Origin of the sequence: Carboxylicivirga taeanensis, from assembly GCF_051851475.1 — a bacterium.
Lineage (GTDB): Bacteria > Bacteroidota > Bacteroidia > Bacteroidales > Marinilabiliaceae > Carboxylicivirga > Carboxylicivirga taeanensis.
In genome coordinates this window covers 139398-156270 of record NZ_JBPUSJ010000004.1, presented here as the reverse complement: position 1 = coordinate 156270, position 16873 = coordinate 139398, and the positions used below count along the sequence as shown (strand labels likewise).

General features: G+C 45.5%; 9 protein-coding genes. 1 reads left to right on the top strand and 8 read right to left on the bottom strand.

What is annotated here, in order from left to right; all coding sequences use genetic code 11:
* Nucleotides 1–10 precede the first annotated feature (10 nt).
* The 3 genes from ACSX1H_RS07960 to ACSX1H_RS07950 form a co-directional block, all read right to left on the bottom strand.
* Nucleotides 11–1126 carry a sialidase family protein gene (locus ACSX1H_RS07960; RefSeq protein WP_439183316.1) on the bottom strand — a complete coding sequence of 372 codons (1116 nt, stop codon included), beginning with the start codon at nucleotides 1124–1126 and terminating at the stop codon, nucleotides 11–13.
* 158 nt (nucleotides 1127–1284) lie between these two features.
* The gene (locus ACSX1H_RS07955; RefSeq protein ID WP_439183315.1) at nucleotides 1285–2772 is read right to left on the bottom strand and encodes a RagB/SusD family nutrient uptake outer membrane protein; all 1488 of its coding nucleotides are present in this window, start codon (nucleotides 2770–2772) and stop codon (nucleotides 1285–1287) included.
* A gap of 18 nt (nucleotides 2773–2790) precedes the next feature.
* Nucleotides 2791–6072 carry a SusC/RagA family TonB-linked outer membrane protein gene (locus tag ACSX1H_RS07950; protein WP_439183314.1) on the bottom strand — a complete coding sequence of 1094 codons (3282 nt, stop codon included), beginning with the start codon at nucleotides 6070–6072 and terminating at the stop codon, nucleotides 2791–2793.
* A gap of 111 nt (nucleotides 6073–6183) precedes the next feature.
* On the opposite strand from ACSX1H_RS07950, the gene ACSX1H_RS07945 reads away from it, so the two are divergent.
* Nucleotides 6184–6900: a FadR/GntR family transcriptional regulator gene (locus ACSX1H_RS07945; protein WP_439183313.1), complete on the top strand. Its 717-nt coding sequence runs from the start codon at nucleotides 6184–6186 to the stop codon at nucleotides 6898–6900.
* A 77-nt stretch (nucleotides 6901–6977) separates the two neighbouring features.
* Here ACSX1H_RS07945 and ACSX1H_RS07940 read toward each other — a convergent pair whose 3' ends face one another.
* The 5 genes from ACSX1H_RS07940 to ACSX1H_RS07920 all read right to left on the bottom strand — a co-directional run bounded on the left by ACSX1H_RS07940 (nucleotide 6978) and on the right by ACSX1H_RS07920 (nucleotide 16870).
* On the bottom strand, nucleotides 6978–10091 hold the full coding sequence (locus ACSX1H_RS07940) for a GH92 family glycosyl hydrolase (protein WP_439183312.1): 3114 nt from the start codon (nucleotides 10089–10091) through the stop codon (nucleotides 6978–6980).
* Between the two features lie 181 nt (nucleotides 10092–10272).
* Complete coding sequence (locus ACSX1H_RS07935) at nucleotides 10273–12036, bottom strand: class I mannose-6-phosphate isomerase (protein WP_439183311.1); 1764 nt, start codon at nucleotides 12034–12036, stop codon at nucleotides 10273–10275.
* Nucleotides 12036–13328 carry a GH36-type glycosyl hydrolase domain-containing protein gene (locus ACSX1H_RS07930; RefSeq protein WP_439183310.1) on the bottom strand — a complete coding sequence of 431 codons (1293 nt, stop codon included), beginning with the start codon at nucleotides 13326–13328 and terminating at the stop codon, nucleotides 12036–12038. The genes ACSX1H_RS07935 and ACSX1H_RS07930 overlap by 1 nt, the downstream gene beginning before the upstream one ends.
* On the bottom strand, nucleotides 13318–15696 hold the full coding sequence (locus ACSX1H_RS07925) for a GH92 family glycosyl hydrolase (RefSeq protein WP_439183309.1): 2379 nt from the start codon (nucleotides 15694–15696) through the stop codon (nucleotides 13318–13320). Before ACSX1H_RS07925 ends, ACSX1H_RS07930 begins: the two co-directional genes overlap by 11 nt.
* A 13-nt stretch (nucleotides 15697–15709) precedes the next feature.
* Nucleotides 15710–16870, bottom strand: coding sequence for an MFS transporter (locus ACSX1H_RS07920; protein WP_439183308.1), 1161 nt, complete (start codon nucleotides 16868–16870; stop codon nucleotides 15710–15712).
* Nucleotides 16871–16873 lie beyond the last annotated feature (3 nt).

The following is a 16873-nucleotide window of genomic DNA, read 5'->3' as shown; positions in this document are numbered from 1 at the left end:
ATTCAGAAAATTATTTATCCAGTGAATCCTCGCCGTCGGTCAACCATTCTAATGAGAAGCTGACAAAGCGATTTTCTGTGTAATCATCTTTTTCATAGAATACACCTATGTCACCATTTTTAAGTACTGTTAATGATGAGTAGGCAGAACCGCCAGGATAGATTGTTTTTCCATTTGTCCAGGTTTTTCCTTCATCGTAACTTACTTTTACTGTCAGGTTAACACGCCCTTCCTTGCTGTTTGCATTGCAGAAAAGCAGACGATTCTTATCATCTCCTTTGCTAATAGATGTATAGCGGATAATTGAGGCGTTACAAGCTGGATCAATTAGGGTCGTGTCGGGATAACTTTCCCAAGACTGGCCTTCATCGTCAGATACATGAACATAGCGGTGCCCTAATTTCTGAACACGGCTATTAATCATCCAGCGACCATCAGCCAATTGTACAATTTTTGATTCATCAAACGGTTCAATAGCGTTATCAATTACAAACCAGGATTTGCCATGATCTTTTGAACCGAAAACATGACCACCTTTTTGAATGTTAACAATGGTGTGTAACAACGTTCCATCGGCGGTTTGAATGCCGCGGCCAGAAGTGATGAATTTAAAGTCTTGTTCCCATCCGTCCAATGCGATCTGCGAAGTAATATCTTCGGGCTCGCTCCATGTTTTACCGTTGTCTGAACTTTTTACAACATGAAAATAGTAAACGTCTTTCGCCTTATCTAAATCCATAAAGTTATAGAACAGGAAAATCTCACCTGTTACCTCATCAAGAATCATCGAAGGGTCAGAGGCTGACTGTCCCAATGGAAAATCAACGACCGTTTCAATGTCCGACCAGGTTTGTCCGTTATCGGCGCTGCGGCGAAGAACAATATTGATATCGCGGCTCCATTTGAGGTCGCCGCAAGAAGGCACCCGTTCATCAATGGCTGCGATAAGATCGCCGTTGGGTGCAGTAATCAATGCCGGAATACGGTAGCATGCCACCCCTTCGTTATTTGTTGCATTAAACAAGTCAACGTTGTTAATAATGCTGCTATGAGTCGATTCTTTGGCATTATGCTTACACGCCATCGCACCCATCAGAATCATTCCAATTACAAGTAGTTTGTGCATTTTATTCATTTTTAGAGAGTATAATTGATTGTTATTAATTCAAATTACGGTTAAATAACTCATGGCAAGATAATAAGATAAAGTGGCAAAGAACATAGTAAAAAACCGCCTGTAAGTCTAGCTTTTTGACCTACAGGCAGTCATCTCACAAAAATTTATTAGTTATACCCTTCGGTTTGTTTCAGCTGATCATCGGCAGCCAACATACTCTCCGAAATTGAGTAATAGATTTTATAGGCTTCAGAGGCATCCAACGAAGCAACCTCGTCAAACACATAGGTTTCGCCGGCTCTCACCAAATCCCACCAACGCTTGCCTTCACCAATAAACTCTTTATAGCGCTCATCTAAAATGGCTTTGGCATTTTCGGCCTTGGTACCATTCACATACTCGTGTCCGCTATAGTTATCGCCATAAGCACGCTCACGCACCAGGTTAATTTCCGCTGAAGGATCTTCACCCAGGTTGTTCTTCGCTTCGGCCAGCAAGAGAATTACATCGGCATAACGATATAGTGGCACATTATTGTTATTAAAACGCGAACCATCTTCACCTATCACACCAAGAAATTTATTCAGAATAGATGTTTGATAACTCGGATTATTAGCAGTGAACGGGATGTAGTTGGCACTATCGCTATAAAGCCGGATAAAGGTTCCTCTGCGCATGTCATCCAAATCTTCCAAAATAAGATTGGTTTTATCGGATGGGCCGAAACGGCTGGCACCATTCACCACGAAATCCTCCATCGAAGTGGCTGTTTCATCAAACAGGCTTTTTATATCCAGCATGCGACCTGTAAAGTCCCCATAGAAGTTACCGGCCTGATCCTGCTGGTAGTCGAAAGCGAAAATAAACTCGTTGTTATCTTCATTTGATTCGCCCCACAACTCTTCATAAGCAACTAGTTGATGTCCTGAAATTTGTGTCAGGGCTGCTTTGGCTGTTTCAAAATCAGCATTGCCACCCCCAAGTACTTTACCGGCCCAAAGGTAAACATCGCCTTTAAGAGCAAGAGTGGCAGCCTTTGACCAATACACATTTTTGCCATTCCACTTGCTATTATCGCTACCAAAATACTCCAGAGAAGTTTCTATGTCGTCTTTTATCAAACTCATCACTTCGGCCTTTGGCGCGCGTGGCTTCTTCAGTTCTTCCAGGTTCACCTCCAATAATGGTTCGGTACTAATGGGTACATCGCCCCAGGCTTTAAGCATGGTGTAATACACTTGTGCTCTTAAGCCATACACCTGTCCCAGCAGATGATTCAGTTCTGCCTCATCTTTGAAAGGAGCCTTAGGTGCGTTGGCGATAAAATCGTTGATGTAATGAATCAAACCATAAAAGTTGGCCCACTCATCGAAGTGTACAATGGTAGAACTGATGTTGTTGTCAATCAGGGACTGGCCAAATGGCGATTCGATGGTTTTTCCGCCCCACACATCAGAACGCAATTCCCCCATTTGCCAGAGTGTATAGGCATAATCTCTGAATTTAGACTGAATACCTATGTGAGCAGCCCGTGCCGCTTCTTCTGTGTCCCAAAACCCATTGTAGGTTAATTCACTTTCGGGCTGCATATCCAACTCACACGAGCTTAGGATTGTTGCCACCAGTAAGAGTGCTATATATTTTATTTTTTTCATTTTACGCTGTATTAAAAGTTAAAAAGTAACATTTAAACCCAATGTGTAGGTGCGTGGCAGAGGAAAGCGTCCTCTATCCTGTCCTCTGTACATCCCTCTAGCCGGATCGTTAATTGCTTCCTCAGGCGAACTACCAGAGAATCCGCTAAAATAGGCTAAGTTTGTACCGGTAAGGTAGATACGCACATTCTTAAAGGCATTGTTAGCAATTGCCCCACTCAGATTATAGCTTAAGGTTACTTCTCTTAAGGCCAGGTAGTCTCCTTTTTCCCACATGCGTGAACTGCTGTTATCGATCGAACCCTGATCAAAACCAGCTGCCAGGTGGTTGCGCTGACGATCCACTAACGTAAAAATTGGAATATTGGAGGTTGGATTATCGGGCGTCCAAGAGTCACGTATCTCAAGAGGTCCGTTTTGGTTACCTTGAGTTTGCGATATCCCTTTCACACGACGACCGTTAATGATATGGTGCCCAATGGCAAAGTCAGTTTTTACAAACAGATCAAAGTTTTTATAACTTAAGCTGGAAGTAACACCTCCAACAAAATCAGGCGTTGTGCGACCAATTACCTGACGATCAAGGTAGTTAATAACTCCATCGTTATTTAAATCTTTCCATCGTGTATCGCCCAGATAGCGTGTATCTTCATCGTGTGCAAACTCCACTACCCGACCGGCATGCTCATCAATATCGGCCTGAGTTTGATAAACACCGTCAAACACATAAGCTGTAATCACATCGTAACCAACCCGCTCACCTTCTTGTAATCCGCCAACATACTTGGTTTGACCAGTGGCTGCATCATAAATCTCTGTTCCACCTTGACGGTTTTTATCCACTCCATTGGCCGGAAGCTTGTGCGCATAGTTCCTAACAGAATAGTAGTTTACGCCAAGGTTCCAGTTTAAGTCATTCTTTCTAATGATATCTGCATTCAGCTGCACCTCCAGCCCTTTGTTACGCAAGGTACCATTATTGGTAGTTATGGATGAGAAACCTGTCCATAATGGCAGTGTTAAACCAGCCAGCTTATCCTTTACATCTCTTATAAAGTAATCGGCAATCAGCGTAATGCGATTATTTAAGAAGCCTGCATCTAAGCCCATATTAAAAGTGGTGGAACGCTCCCATTTCAAGTCAAGCAAAGGCAAACGGCTGTTAACATAGCCCGATTGCGTATCATATACTAATTTATTACCATATGTTTCATTTGCATAGGTTCCAAACACCCCAAAGTTAGACAGCACTTCAATGTTACCATTCACCCCGTAGCTTAAACGTGGTTTCAAGCTGCTTACGATGGATTTCATTTTTGAGTCTTTATAGAACTCTTCGTTGTGCACGTTCCATCCTACCGATACACCCGGGAAAAAGTCAAATTGATTATTGCCTAACCTGCTGGTTCCATCTCTACGAAATGTTAAACCTAAAAGGTACTTGTAATCGTAGTCGTAGTTTACCTGCCCAAAAAATGAAGCAATTTCATATCCGGTGCGATAAGAATAAGGCGTGTCTGCTGCTTCAGAACCCACATTCATCGTATAAATGAGATCGGTTGGCGACAAACGAGTAGCCGCGTTAAAGTCAAATTCATGTTCCTTGAAATACTCCAAACCGACCAATGCATTGATGTTATGCACATTGTTAATTCGCTTGCGATACGACAACATGGAAGTTACCTGGTTGCGCATCATTCTATCGTGCGAAACTGATGATTTACGCTCAGTATTCAAACGACCTGAAGATAAGTAGGCCTTATTAAAAGCTTCATCAGAATTATTGATGGTAAAGTGGCTACCTCTCAGCGTTAAAGTGAAGTCATTTAAGAACTTATAATCCAACTGAACGGATGCTGTCAAGCGCTGCTCCAGATTGGTACGAACAAACTTATCTCTGTAATACAGTGGGTTACCAAAGCCTAAATAAGTACCCGGCTGATACTCATCTGACAGACTACCATCTGGATTGTTGTTATAGATACGCGACGTTGGCGCTAAACCAGCGGTGCGCTGAAAGAGGTTGTATTCGCTATCGTAAGGTAAATTTTGACTAGAGTGCGAATAAATAATGTTCGATGACACCTTAAAGGCCTCTGAAATATTGTAAGACGCATTAAACGTGCCCGAGTAACGTTTAAAGGCTGAGCCAAATACCAATCCCTTATCATCCAGCATTCCCAGTCCCAGATAGTAAGTTCCTTTGTCGTTACCTCCATCAAACGACAAGCTGTAATCCTGACCATAGCTCTCCTGGTAAAACAATTCATTCATCTTATTGTCCTGGAAAATTAAAGTCGTACCAGGATTAATAGGATCCTCCATGGTTTGCCAACCATCGTAATTTAATAAATAACGGTTAGCATCAGACAACACCATAGTGGTGTAAATGGAGTTGGTGGTGTTATTACCAACAGACGCGGAATTGGCGCCCTTGTCGTTAACAAACTGATCCAACCAGTCGTAACCCATTACCTCCTGAGCAGCTCTCACGCCCAGTCGGTTAAATTTCACATAGTCAGCGGCTCCCAAATACTCCATCGGATCTTCACGCCGCTTATTGGTGGTGAATTTAGAACGGAATGTAACATTGGACTTTCCTTTTTTCCCTTTTTTAGTCGTCACTAATATTACACCATTGGCCGCTCTGGCCCCGTAAACAGCTGTAGAAGCCGCATCTTTTAACACTTCCATCGATTCAATGTCATCTGAGTTCAGTGCATAGAAAGAGCCCGGTACTCCATCAATCAAAATAAGTGGTGTGCCTTTACCTTCGAAGCTGGTACCTCCCCGTAATACCATACTGGGTGTGGAGCCCGGCTGTCCGGTTGTTTGCGTCACCTGCAAGCCGGCTATGGTTCCCTGTAAAGCCGTAGCTGCATTGGAGCGCGGTGCACTTTCCAGCACCTTGGTATCCAATTTAGCAATGGAGGTGGTCATCTCGGCTCTGGACTGAGTTGTGTAACCCGTTACCACCACTTCATCGAGCTTTCTCAGCTCTTCCATAAGTGTCACATCAATTCGTTCCTGGTCCCCTACTTCGATTACTTGAGTTTGAAAACCGATAAATGAAAACACCAATGACGCACCCGTGTTCATTGATATCTGATACGAACCATCGATACCCGTAATTGTACCATTTGTTGTACCTTCAACATACACAGAAACACCCGGCAGTAACTCTCCTCCCGCATCTTTGACCACTCCAGTAATCAAAGCCTGTGCTACCACACTACTTCCTATCAACCAAGGAAGTAGCAGGATTAATCCCAATCTTTGTTTTAACAGTTTCTTTTTCATACATTTTAAATTTAGTGCATTATGTCATACATAATCCCGGTTCAAATGTAGAAGATTTAATTTTTTTTTCAAAAATTTTTGTTAAAATTTGTGCAATAAGATTTAGACCACATGATGTCGGACAAAAACAAGAACAACACACTTAATATCGCTGCAGTGGACTCCAGCAGTCTTGTAGATAAAGTTGAACAAACACTGATAGACCTTTTAATTTCGGAAGAATTAAATCCGGGCGATCAAATTCCAAAAGAATTGGAACTCACCGAAATGCTGGGTGTTTCGAGAACAGTCATTCGCGAAGCGCTCAACAGACTGAAGACCATTGGCTTAATTGAGTCTACCAAGCGAAAAGGCTCCACTATTAAGAGCCCTGACCTGCTTTTTTTATTGAAGAAAAGCCTTATCCCAAATATCCTTGACAGTGCCACCTTAAAAGATATTTTTGAGCTCAGACTGGTTATAGAAATAGGGATGAGCGATCTAATTTTTAGGCGAGCCACACCTGAGTACATTCAAGAATTGGAAGAAATTGTGGCCTTAGAGCCTGAATCTTCAAAAGATGTATTGTTTGACATTGACCACGAAGTGAAATTTCATGGTAAACTGTACCAGATTTCGGGCAACCAAACTCTAATGGACTTCCAGACCATCCTTTTACCCGCCTTCAGGTACGTTTATGATTCAGGATTGGTAAAAAGTCCTGATCATGATTCCAAATGGGTGTCGCATCAGGATTTAGTGAAGATACTTAAGGAAGGAAGTCCCAATAAATTTCGAAATGCCATGCGTAAGCATTTAGACCGTCATTTTAAGGGCTATTTTAAGTAAGAAGCCCGACATGTTAAAAAATTCAAAGGCTGCCAGGCAACATCGCTGGCAGCCTTTGCTTTATATTTATTACGTATTTATAAAGAGCGATTAAAACGTGGCTCAGAGTCCATTTCCAACTCCAGCTTACCGCCTTTCAGCAGTTCAGCGGCAGGAAATTTGAAATCGTTCAATACTTCGCCGTTCAACTTAGCCGACTGCACGTATTTATTCAATCGCGAGGCATTTTTGGCCTCAATTGTAAAGGTATTACCACGGCCGTATCGACCGCCCAGGTCAATCACCACCTTCTCGTACAAGGGGCTGGCAATTTCGTACACGGGGTCAATACTGCAACCTCCATCGGTTTGGAACAGTCCCATGGCCGCCATCACAAACCAGGCGCTCATCTGCCCCTGATCTTCGTCGCCCAAATAGGCATTTGATACGCCATAGCCATAGTATCGATCCATAATGGCGCGGCTCCATTTTTGTGTTAGCCAGGGTTGGCCCACCCAGTTAAACAGAAAGGCAAAATGCATCGACTGCTGGTTGCCCTGCACCACCGGATAATCCCAATATTGGTCGTTAATGCCATTGTAGCGTGTTTTATCACTCTCTTCGAAGCCCCAATTCAGGCGCTCAATAAAGCGATCCTGACCAATCATTTCGGCCAGTGCAGGCACATCCTGCGGCACAAAATAGGTGAGCTGCCAGGCATTGCCTTCCACATAATGGTGGTTGGCACCCGATTTATACGGATCAAAATCGTCCTTCCAATTGCCTTTGGCATCGCGCATACGCGCATAGCCCAATTCCTGATCAATCACATTTCGCCAGTTATTCCCCCGCTCAAAAAAGTATTGGTAATCGGCTTCTTTACCCAATGCCTTGGCCAGCTGCGACACGGTCCAGTCGTCGTAGGCATACTCCAGCGAGTTAGAGAAACGTCCCTCATCGTAAGGCACGTAGCCGTGCTCAAGGTAAGTCACCAGGTCGCGGTTGCCGGCATAGCCACCGCCTACCTCCTGCCCCGGTGTGGTCTGCATCTTCTTCACGGCTTCATAGGCCTTCTCCACATCATAATCACGTATGCCCATCTGATAGGCCCCCACAATCATGGGGATCTCATGCTCAGCTACCATCACCGGAATGTACTCCATCCCTGCCGGTCCTTTGGCCAGCCAGCCACCGGCATCGTACATGGCCAGCTGCGATTTCACCCAGCGGTTGCTCCACTCCGGCGTCACCAGGTTCCAAAACTGGTTAAGGTTCCAGAAAGTGTTCCAAAAGGCATCACAGCCCAATGCCGGCGATGAGGGATCATCCAGCTGACAGATATTCTCATCGGCATCGCGCCACTGGCCATTCACATCACTGTAGGTGTTACGGCTGCACAACGAGCGATACATACTGTTGTAAAAGCGCATCTTCTCCATGCTGTTGGAGGTGGATATGGTGACGCGATTCAGCAGCTTGTTCCATTCCTGCACATGATTGTTGCGCACAGCTTCAAAATCCCAGCCGAACGGCTTAGTGATTTCGGTCTGCAGATTTTCGGCTGCATTGGCAATACTCACATAAGAGATGCCAGTGCGTGCCTGCACCTGCTTGTTATCTTGTGTGTCAAACTCCACAAAACAGCCGGCCTCATCAGGTCGCTCATAGCTCATACTATTGACATCCAGCACCTCATCGTTAATCCAGCCACCCATCTTAGCGATGGGCTGATCAAACTCAATCACAAAGAAAATGGTGTACTCCTGATCGATACCGCCTGCCCAGGTGTTTTCTGTCAGCTGATGACTAAAGCCCTCGATGCGGTAATCGCTTACCTGCTTCCATTCCACTGCCAGGTTCTGGTACCAATATTCGGCCGGTATGTGCAAATCAATCAGCACGCGCGAATAATCGTTATCAGGAAACGTATAACGCTGAAACCCACAACGTGTGGTGGAGGTTAACTCCGCTTTGATATTATAATCAGTCAGTTGAACGCCATAATAACCAATGGGTGCCTCTTCGGTGGTTTTATCAATGCGCGAGCGATAGCCACTGTCAGGGTCGCGCTCGTCACCTACCTTAATCTGCAGTGGTCCGTTGGTGGGCATCATCCCCAGTCCGGCCAGTGTCCACTCATGGATATGGCTAAAGCACCCGATGGATTCAAAATTAGGCTCGTAGCCTCCTTGCCAAGCTGCATTCTGGTTGTCGGGACTCAGCTTCACCATGCTGAAAGGCATCCACGGCCCAGGAGCTATCATCCAGCGCGAGTGGCCGGTTCCCATCTTGGTATCCACGTATTCGGCCGGTGTAATAAGCGATTGAGGCCGGCGAACTACTTTGCCTGACTCTATTTCCTGCCCATCCGCACGGATGGAATAGGTACTTACCTGCTTTTTACTCACGGCCGGCATAGGCGCTTCAAAAACATAGCGTCCCTTCTCCACCACCTCCTGAAAGATAAGGGTGTTATCCACCAGTACTTCGAACATTGGCAGGTCGTTGAGATGCTCCACATCCACCAGCAAAGGCTGATAAGTATTGCCTTCCAGCTCTACCTCATAAGCAGCCGGATTAACCTGCCGCAAATGGATGCCTTTATCGGCGCGCAACTTCACCCCTTTGGACCCTTCCAGTCGGATTTGCCCGTACTTCACCCACGAGCCTTCAAGCGTGGTCATATTAATTTCGTTACCGCCTGTACGCAACAATTGACGAGCTACGGGTATTTCTATTGTATAACCGTCTCCCGCTATAGGCAACTCATCTATTGAACTGATGGCTTTGGCAGGCAACTGATATTTCCACTCCTTACCATTAATGGTAACCTTGAACAAGGGCAGGTCTTCGGCGTTATAGTCGATTAAATTTACCACCAATGTCCATTGGCCTTTTCCGGGCAGCTTATCTACCCCGAACAAAACTGTCAGGGTACTGGAGCGCCACCCCGACGTACCCCAGGTACCACCCCAGGTGTCGCTGATACCCGGCATGATGTATGGCCAATCGGTTTTAGCATCGGATGTTCCCACCAAATAGTAGGTATCTTCCCAACCAAAATCATTAGCAATGTAATCGTTATACCCATCCGGATACAAAGCAAAATCGGCTCCTGCACTATTGCCTTCGCCTATCTGCCAGATAACAGTTTGAGCGTTACTCCCAAAGACCAATAAAGACAGGAACGAGAGGATTACAAATATCTTCATAACTATGCTTTTTAAAAATCAAGACTATGACTGCTTCGCTAAAAAAAACTACGCATCGTTTGACTAAATCGCTAAAAGTCGAGCTCTCAAACAGGCACGCTTTCACCTCACAACAAACTTGTTTTTATGCTCAGCAGTCAAGGTCTGTCAATGAACAACCTTTAACACCTTCATTTCATCCTTACTTCATGTAGGCTTTTACTACCTTGGCCTCATCACCCCCTTCGTTGATGATTTTATATGAACCGGCAGCAGCTGGTATAACAAAGGTTTCGAGATAATTAAAGCGCTGACGCATGCCGTTTTGTGTTTCCACAATAATGCTGCTTCCTTCCACAAGCGACAATACATTACACTTATTCTCCGTATCAATCTTAATGCTTGAGTTAAAGTGGTAACGCTCCACATCGTAGCTATGCTTTTCATGCGTTGCCAGGTGGTAATGTTGCCAGTCATCGCCTTCGGCCAATAAAGCAGGCTTAGCCACCAGCTTCTCGGTCACATATTTGCCTTTGCGGTCGAAACACAGATTTTCCATGCCGCGCTCCACGTTAATTGGTCGTGGCTGGCCATCTAAATCCACGCGCAACCAGTCGTACATTTTAAAGGTAAAAATGTAAGGCGTCGTGCTGATTTCCAGCACCAGATTATCGGTACCAGAGCCATGAATTGTGCCAGGAGGAATCAGGAACAAATCGTGCTTATGACTGTCGAGCACCTGCACATGCCTGGTGATATCGATAGGCTCTTTATTTTCGAAACTACTCTTCAAATCGGCCTCAAAAGCCTGAGGGTCGATTCCCTCCTGAAACCCAAGGTAGCACTTGGCGTCCTTCCCTGCATCCAGAATGTAATAGGTTTCTTCCTGCGTCATCGTTTCGCCAAAGTGCTTCTGAATATAATCGAGCTGCGGATGGCATTGAATGGACAAGTTGCCTCCATCGAAGGTATCCAGAAAATCGAAGCGAATAGGAAACTCGTACTTATACTGCCCGGCATGTTGTCCCATCACGGCCTGATAGTCGTGATACATGATACTGTCGAAGGATACCTCCAGCATCAGGCCCTCGCTTTCGAACAACAGGCCATTTTCAGGGACAATCAGTTCAAAGGACCAGGCGTAATTAATCACATCCGGATTCAATTGTTTGATTTTATCCTTAATCCACTGACCGCCCCAGGCACCGGGTTCAAACCACGGACGCACGCGAAATACATTCCTGGCCATTTGGTGCAGGCCCTCACGCAGTTTATCGCCGCTCATCCATACCAGTTCATCGATTTGTTGCCCGTCAATCACAACATCAATGGCTGGCAGTAACCCGGCTTTATGACTATTCAGCACCACCCAATCGACAAAGTAGAAGTGCTTGTACATCTTTTTGATTCCCTCGGGCCGACTGGCGCCCAGGTTAGTTACCGCTTGAGCACGGGCTCTGAACTGCAGCTCATTCTTAGGCAGATCCACATAAACCAGCAGTCCATCCTGAGCAATCAGTGAGGCACCTGGCCCAATGATAATAGTTATATCCTCCTTGTCGGCAAGCGGTTCTTTCGGAAATTTTTCCGTATCAAAAAAGTCGATGAGTTGTAGACTTGTGCGCGTCCCAAAAATCGGATCATCACCTCCTAAAAAAGGATGAACCAGCTCATCAATTACTTCTGGTGCTTTTAAAAATGCTTCTGTATTGATAAAGATTACCGACTTACCGAGTTTTTTCAACTCTTGTGTGAGCTCATCTTGCAGACGATCAAAAAACACGCCCACATAACCATCGATGATGACTGAGGAATGTTGGGCAAGCTGTTGAGCTAAGTCACTCACGCCGGTCTGTATACTTCCCTTATCCAATTTCATTGTTGGATACAGGTCATAATTACCTTTGTTAAGGTTCTCCTTTTGCAATGGCAGCAAAAACTGCTTTGTCTCTCTTATCTTACTCATTATTTCTGTGTTAACTCTTCTAACATTTCAATTGCTTTATACAGCACGCCTGCCGAGCCACGGAAAGTGCCTGAACCGGTTGGCTCATTATCTTTCGTGTACCATTCATAAAAGCCATCATTTTTCACTACACGCTCGGTCATTGGCAATAGCTGCTCATAGGCTTCCTGATAGAAACCATAGTTGATCAATTGCTGTATCATCCGCGCACCAAACCAGGTCCAGTCGCCACCATTCTGATAGCCATATGGATACATACCTTTATTCTCAAAGAATCCTTCAGGATACGTTGGATACATGGTTAAGCCAATGGAGCCGGCACCCGAAGCTTTGACATTGGCAATCATTTTATCCAGCGATAGTTTGATTTGCTCCTTGCTTAATAAGCCTGCCTCAATGGCAACGGCTGTTCCACCATGGTAGTAAATCTCGTTCTCGTTAAAGTCGGCCGGAAAAGGTGAACCATCGAGGTACACGTGCGGGATGAATTTGTTATTCTCTTTATCCCACAGGTGAAGCATGGTATTTTTTACCAGCCCGTCGCGTACAGGTGCCCATTTGGCTTTTGATTCAGGCACTATCTCCATCATGTTATTCAATGCAATGATAAACATGGCATTGTCGTAAATATCAAGGGCGAATTTGGTATCCTCATCGATGAAAACGCCCCAGGGATGACTCTGCTGCACATCGCCCCAATCGGCGGTAGTGGCGCCCCAAATCAAGCCATACTCATTACTCCAACGGTGGTTAAGGAGAAACTCCATCGACCATTCCATGCGCTCAGCCACTGTTTTATCACCAATCTTTTCCTTTAAGAACGCAGTATCACCTGTTTTGATAACGTACTTGTAAACGGCCTGTACCAATGATGTTTCATGATCGGTCTCCACATCGTTTTTATGCCCACAATAGGTTGGCTCCAAATCGCTGTAATAGTATTTGTAACCGCCTTCGGATTGCACGGCCTTACTTTGTGGAATAAACCCATCGAGGATATTGCCATCATCACCCTGCAAACGGAAGAAGACACGCAGGTTTTCCTTCAACTCATCGTAAGGATATACTTCGGCCGACAGTTCGATAAACGTATTGTAATCTCGAATCCACACCTCTCCATAACCATCGCCGGCATTGAAACCTGTTTTGACCACTTCAAGGGCTTTGGTTTTAACAAACTGAAAACTCTCATTCGTCTGAATGGCTGTTTTTAACTCTTCACTCACTTTTGGAGCTTTTGCACAGCCCATGAATGCAAGGGCCATGAGGCCAATCATTAGTCTACTTCTCATTTTTGTATAACGTTTTTGATGTTGTTTTTTCTAATTCAATGGTGGCACCATTTACCAGCTCTTCAAAGGCTACTTCATACCTGTCAAGCTCATTACCATTGAGCTTGGCCGACTGCAGCAATTTATTGCTTGGTGCATTATTCTTTGATTTAATCACGATTTGTTTCCCAGGGTAATAATCCGAATTTAGGCTGATGCGTACCTCATCAAAAGCCGGACTACCAATCTGCATGGTTGGTTCTTCGTTGGTTAGACCAGCCACATCGAACAAACCGATGGATGCCATCACGTACCAGGCACCCAGCTGTCCCTGGTCTTCATCCTGCCCGTAGCCATAGCCATGAATCGGATTGGTACCGTAAAACTCATCGCAGATGGTGCGTGTCCAATACTGTGTTTTCTCTGGCTGGCCTGTGAAATTGTAAAGCCACGAGATGTGCAGGCTGGGCTGGTTACCATGGTTATAGATGGTTTCCACACCTGCAAAGGCATCAATTTCGGTACCACCACCAAAGTTATCGGCACGCGACGAGAGAAAAAGGGTATCGAGCCGTTCCACAAACTCAGTTTCGCCCATCTTATCCACCAATTGGTTGACATGATGCGGTATGTAAAAACTATACTGCCACGAGTTGCCTTCCTGAAATCCTCTCCAGGCCTGAAAGGGCTTAAAATCGGAAATGAAGTTACCCACACTGTCCCTGGGATGAATAAAGCCACTCTCGTCATTAAAAATGTACTCCCAGGCTGATGACAACTCTTTCAGTTGCTCATATTCTTTTTGCCGGCCCAGTGATTTGGCCATTTGTGCTACGGCATGCGCGCTAAACGAATACTCCAGCATGTGAGAGGCACAAAAAGCGGTGGCTTCGGGTATATCCCCCCAATCGTCGGTATGGGCGATGTACCCATTTTTCACAAACTGTTCCACATCGAGTTTGCCCGCTCCCAAGGGTCGGTTCTTCCATTCCAGCTCGTTTTTGAGAGCCGCCTCAAGGGCCAAATCCACATCGTAATTACGGATGCCACAATTGTAGGCCGCTGCAATAATGAGTCCCACAAAGTTGGTGCCCACCCCCGATACATAACGGCTGTTTGCCAGACCATCACCCAACCAGCCGGTATCTTCATAAACCAGCAGGTGCGACTGTACATAGTCGTTGTAATACTCGGGCCATGCCAATGCCCAAAGCTGCGTCAGGTTCCAGAAAGCCCCCCAGATAGCATCGGTATTGTAAAAGTTATATTCCGGCACACCAGCAGTATTCAGGGGAATTTGCCCCACCGAACCATCGTTCTTAGGGTAGGCCCCATTCACATCACTTGCTAAACCGCGCCCCAACAAAGCATGATACAAGCCCGTGTAGAACTTGGTTTTTTCAGCCTCGGTACCGCCCAACACCTTAATTTTATTGAGCTCGTTGGCCCATAATTGAGTGGCGGCCTCTTTGGCATCATTAAAACGTTTCCCTTCACTAGTGCGATTCAGGCGGGCATTGTCAATGGACGTGTACGATAAGCCAACCTGTATTTCCACTTGCTCGTTTGCGCCAGTTTTGAATGTTACATAGGCCCCGGCTCCTTCACCCTTAATGAAATCGGCACCTGCATAAACCGTATCGCCCCGGAACATGCCATACTCATCAATGGCTCTGTCAAGTTCAGCCGAGAAATAAATATCGATGAAAGCGCCACTTTGGTACTTCTTCACATACTCTGGCTCCGTTCTCACCCATCCTTCAATGGTGTTGGTACCGGCTTTGCGCACCATGGCATCGACGACCTTCCCGCTTTCGCCCTGTCGACGACCAATATCAAACAAAATGTGCGCCTGCTCACTCTCAGGAAAGGTATAGCGATGAACAGCCACCCGTTTAGTAGAGGTCAGCTCGGCTTTAATATCGTAATCATCCAGAACCACACTGTAATAGCCTGGCTGGGCCACTTCGTTTTCCTTGGTAAAACGTGAGCGATAGCCGGCATCCGGCTCTTCCAGTAAGCCTGGTTGAGTCCGCAGCTGCCCAACGGTAGGCATCATGGCAATTCCACCTATCTGGAACTCATGCACATTAACAAAGCTCTCAATGGAAGCATGCCGATCATCGTAACCCACAGCTTCCCAGCCCCACTTATTACCATAGTGTCCGTTGGTAGAAGGGGCAGGCTTCGCCATACCAAAGGGCTGTGCTGCCGGCGTGTAAAAAAACCAGCGACTGTGTGCCGTACCTATGTTCGGATCGACATGATCATACGGTTCACTCTGTGAACTGCACGACACAAAGACCACGACAAGTAGCAAAAGCATGAGTCGTGATACGCTTGTCTGTATGTTTGAACATACTAAAGGTTGCATTTTTTCTCCTTTCATAAATAATAACAAGTTACGATGGTTTTACGCGTGTTAAAAACAGGACGAAAGCAAGCAGGCCGAAAATAATCCATAAACCGCCATTCAAATGTATCCCCATAGCTAATCTAACGACCAGGGGAAAGACGGCTCCACCAGAAATGGCCATCATCATCAAACCTGATATTTCGTCGCTTCGCTGCGGATAGTGACCAACAGTGATGGAATAGATGAGTGGAAAAATATTGGCGACACCAAGGCTTATTAATCCAACCAGTAGCCACGCTACTATAGAATTGTCTGCGAAAGTGAGCACCATCACAACAACCATGGCAAACAAGGCCGAATACTTTAGGAAAGTTTTAGGCTCTCCCCTCATCAGTAATATACCTCCCAGCAGGGTACCGATCATCTTGGCAAAAAAGTAAACAGTTTTTCCATATTTGGCTGTTTCACCGTCCACCCCAATTTTGAGTTGCAAAAAGGTACCAATATTGGAATTGATGGCCACATCGACGCCCACAATGGCAAAGATGCCAAGTACCATCAGTGCAATGTATCGGTTCCCTAATAGGGCTAAGCACGAGGTAAAGGTGACCTGTGAATCTTCTTTTTTTTGTTCCTCAATAGGCGTCATCCTCAGCCACAACCAAGCCAATAGGGCAACAATACCGAACAAATATAGGCCAAACCGCCAACTACCAGCTCCATCAAAACCAATGGCACTTGCTACAAAGGGGCCAACTACAGCCGCCACATAGGGGCCAATCATCGAGCCCACAGACTTAATAAACTGAGAAAGACTCAGGTAGCCAGATGCCCGTTCAGCTGGCACCACACTCATTAAAAGCGGATTGGCAGCCACCTGCATAATGGTATTTCCAATGCCAAGTAAAGCAAAAGACCCCAATATAACAGGTAACGAATTTCCCAAAACAGGCACAAATAGGCCAAATGCAGTAACCAGAATAGCCATGTTGAGGACTTTCTTTTTTCCATAACGTGCCTGCCAGATACCAGCCGGAACAGATATAAGAAAAAACCAGATAAAGGCTACAAATGGGATTAACTGTAATAAATAATCAGGCGTGTTAGCACTTTGCTTTAACTCATCCACACCAGTACCCACCAGGTCGACAAAACTGACCACAAAAAAGGAGAACAGAATTGGTAAAATTGTTTTTGCTCTTTCCATGGC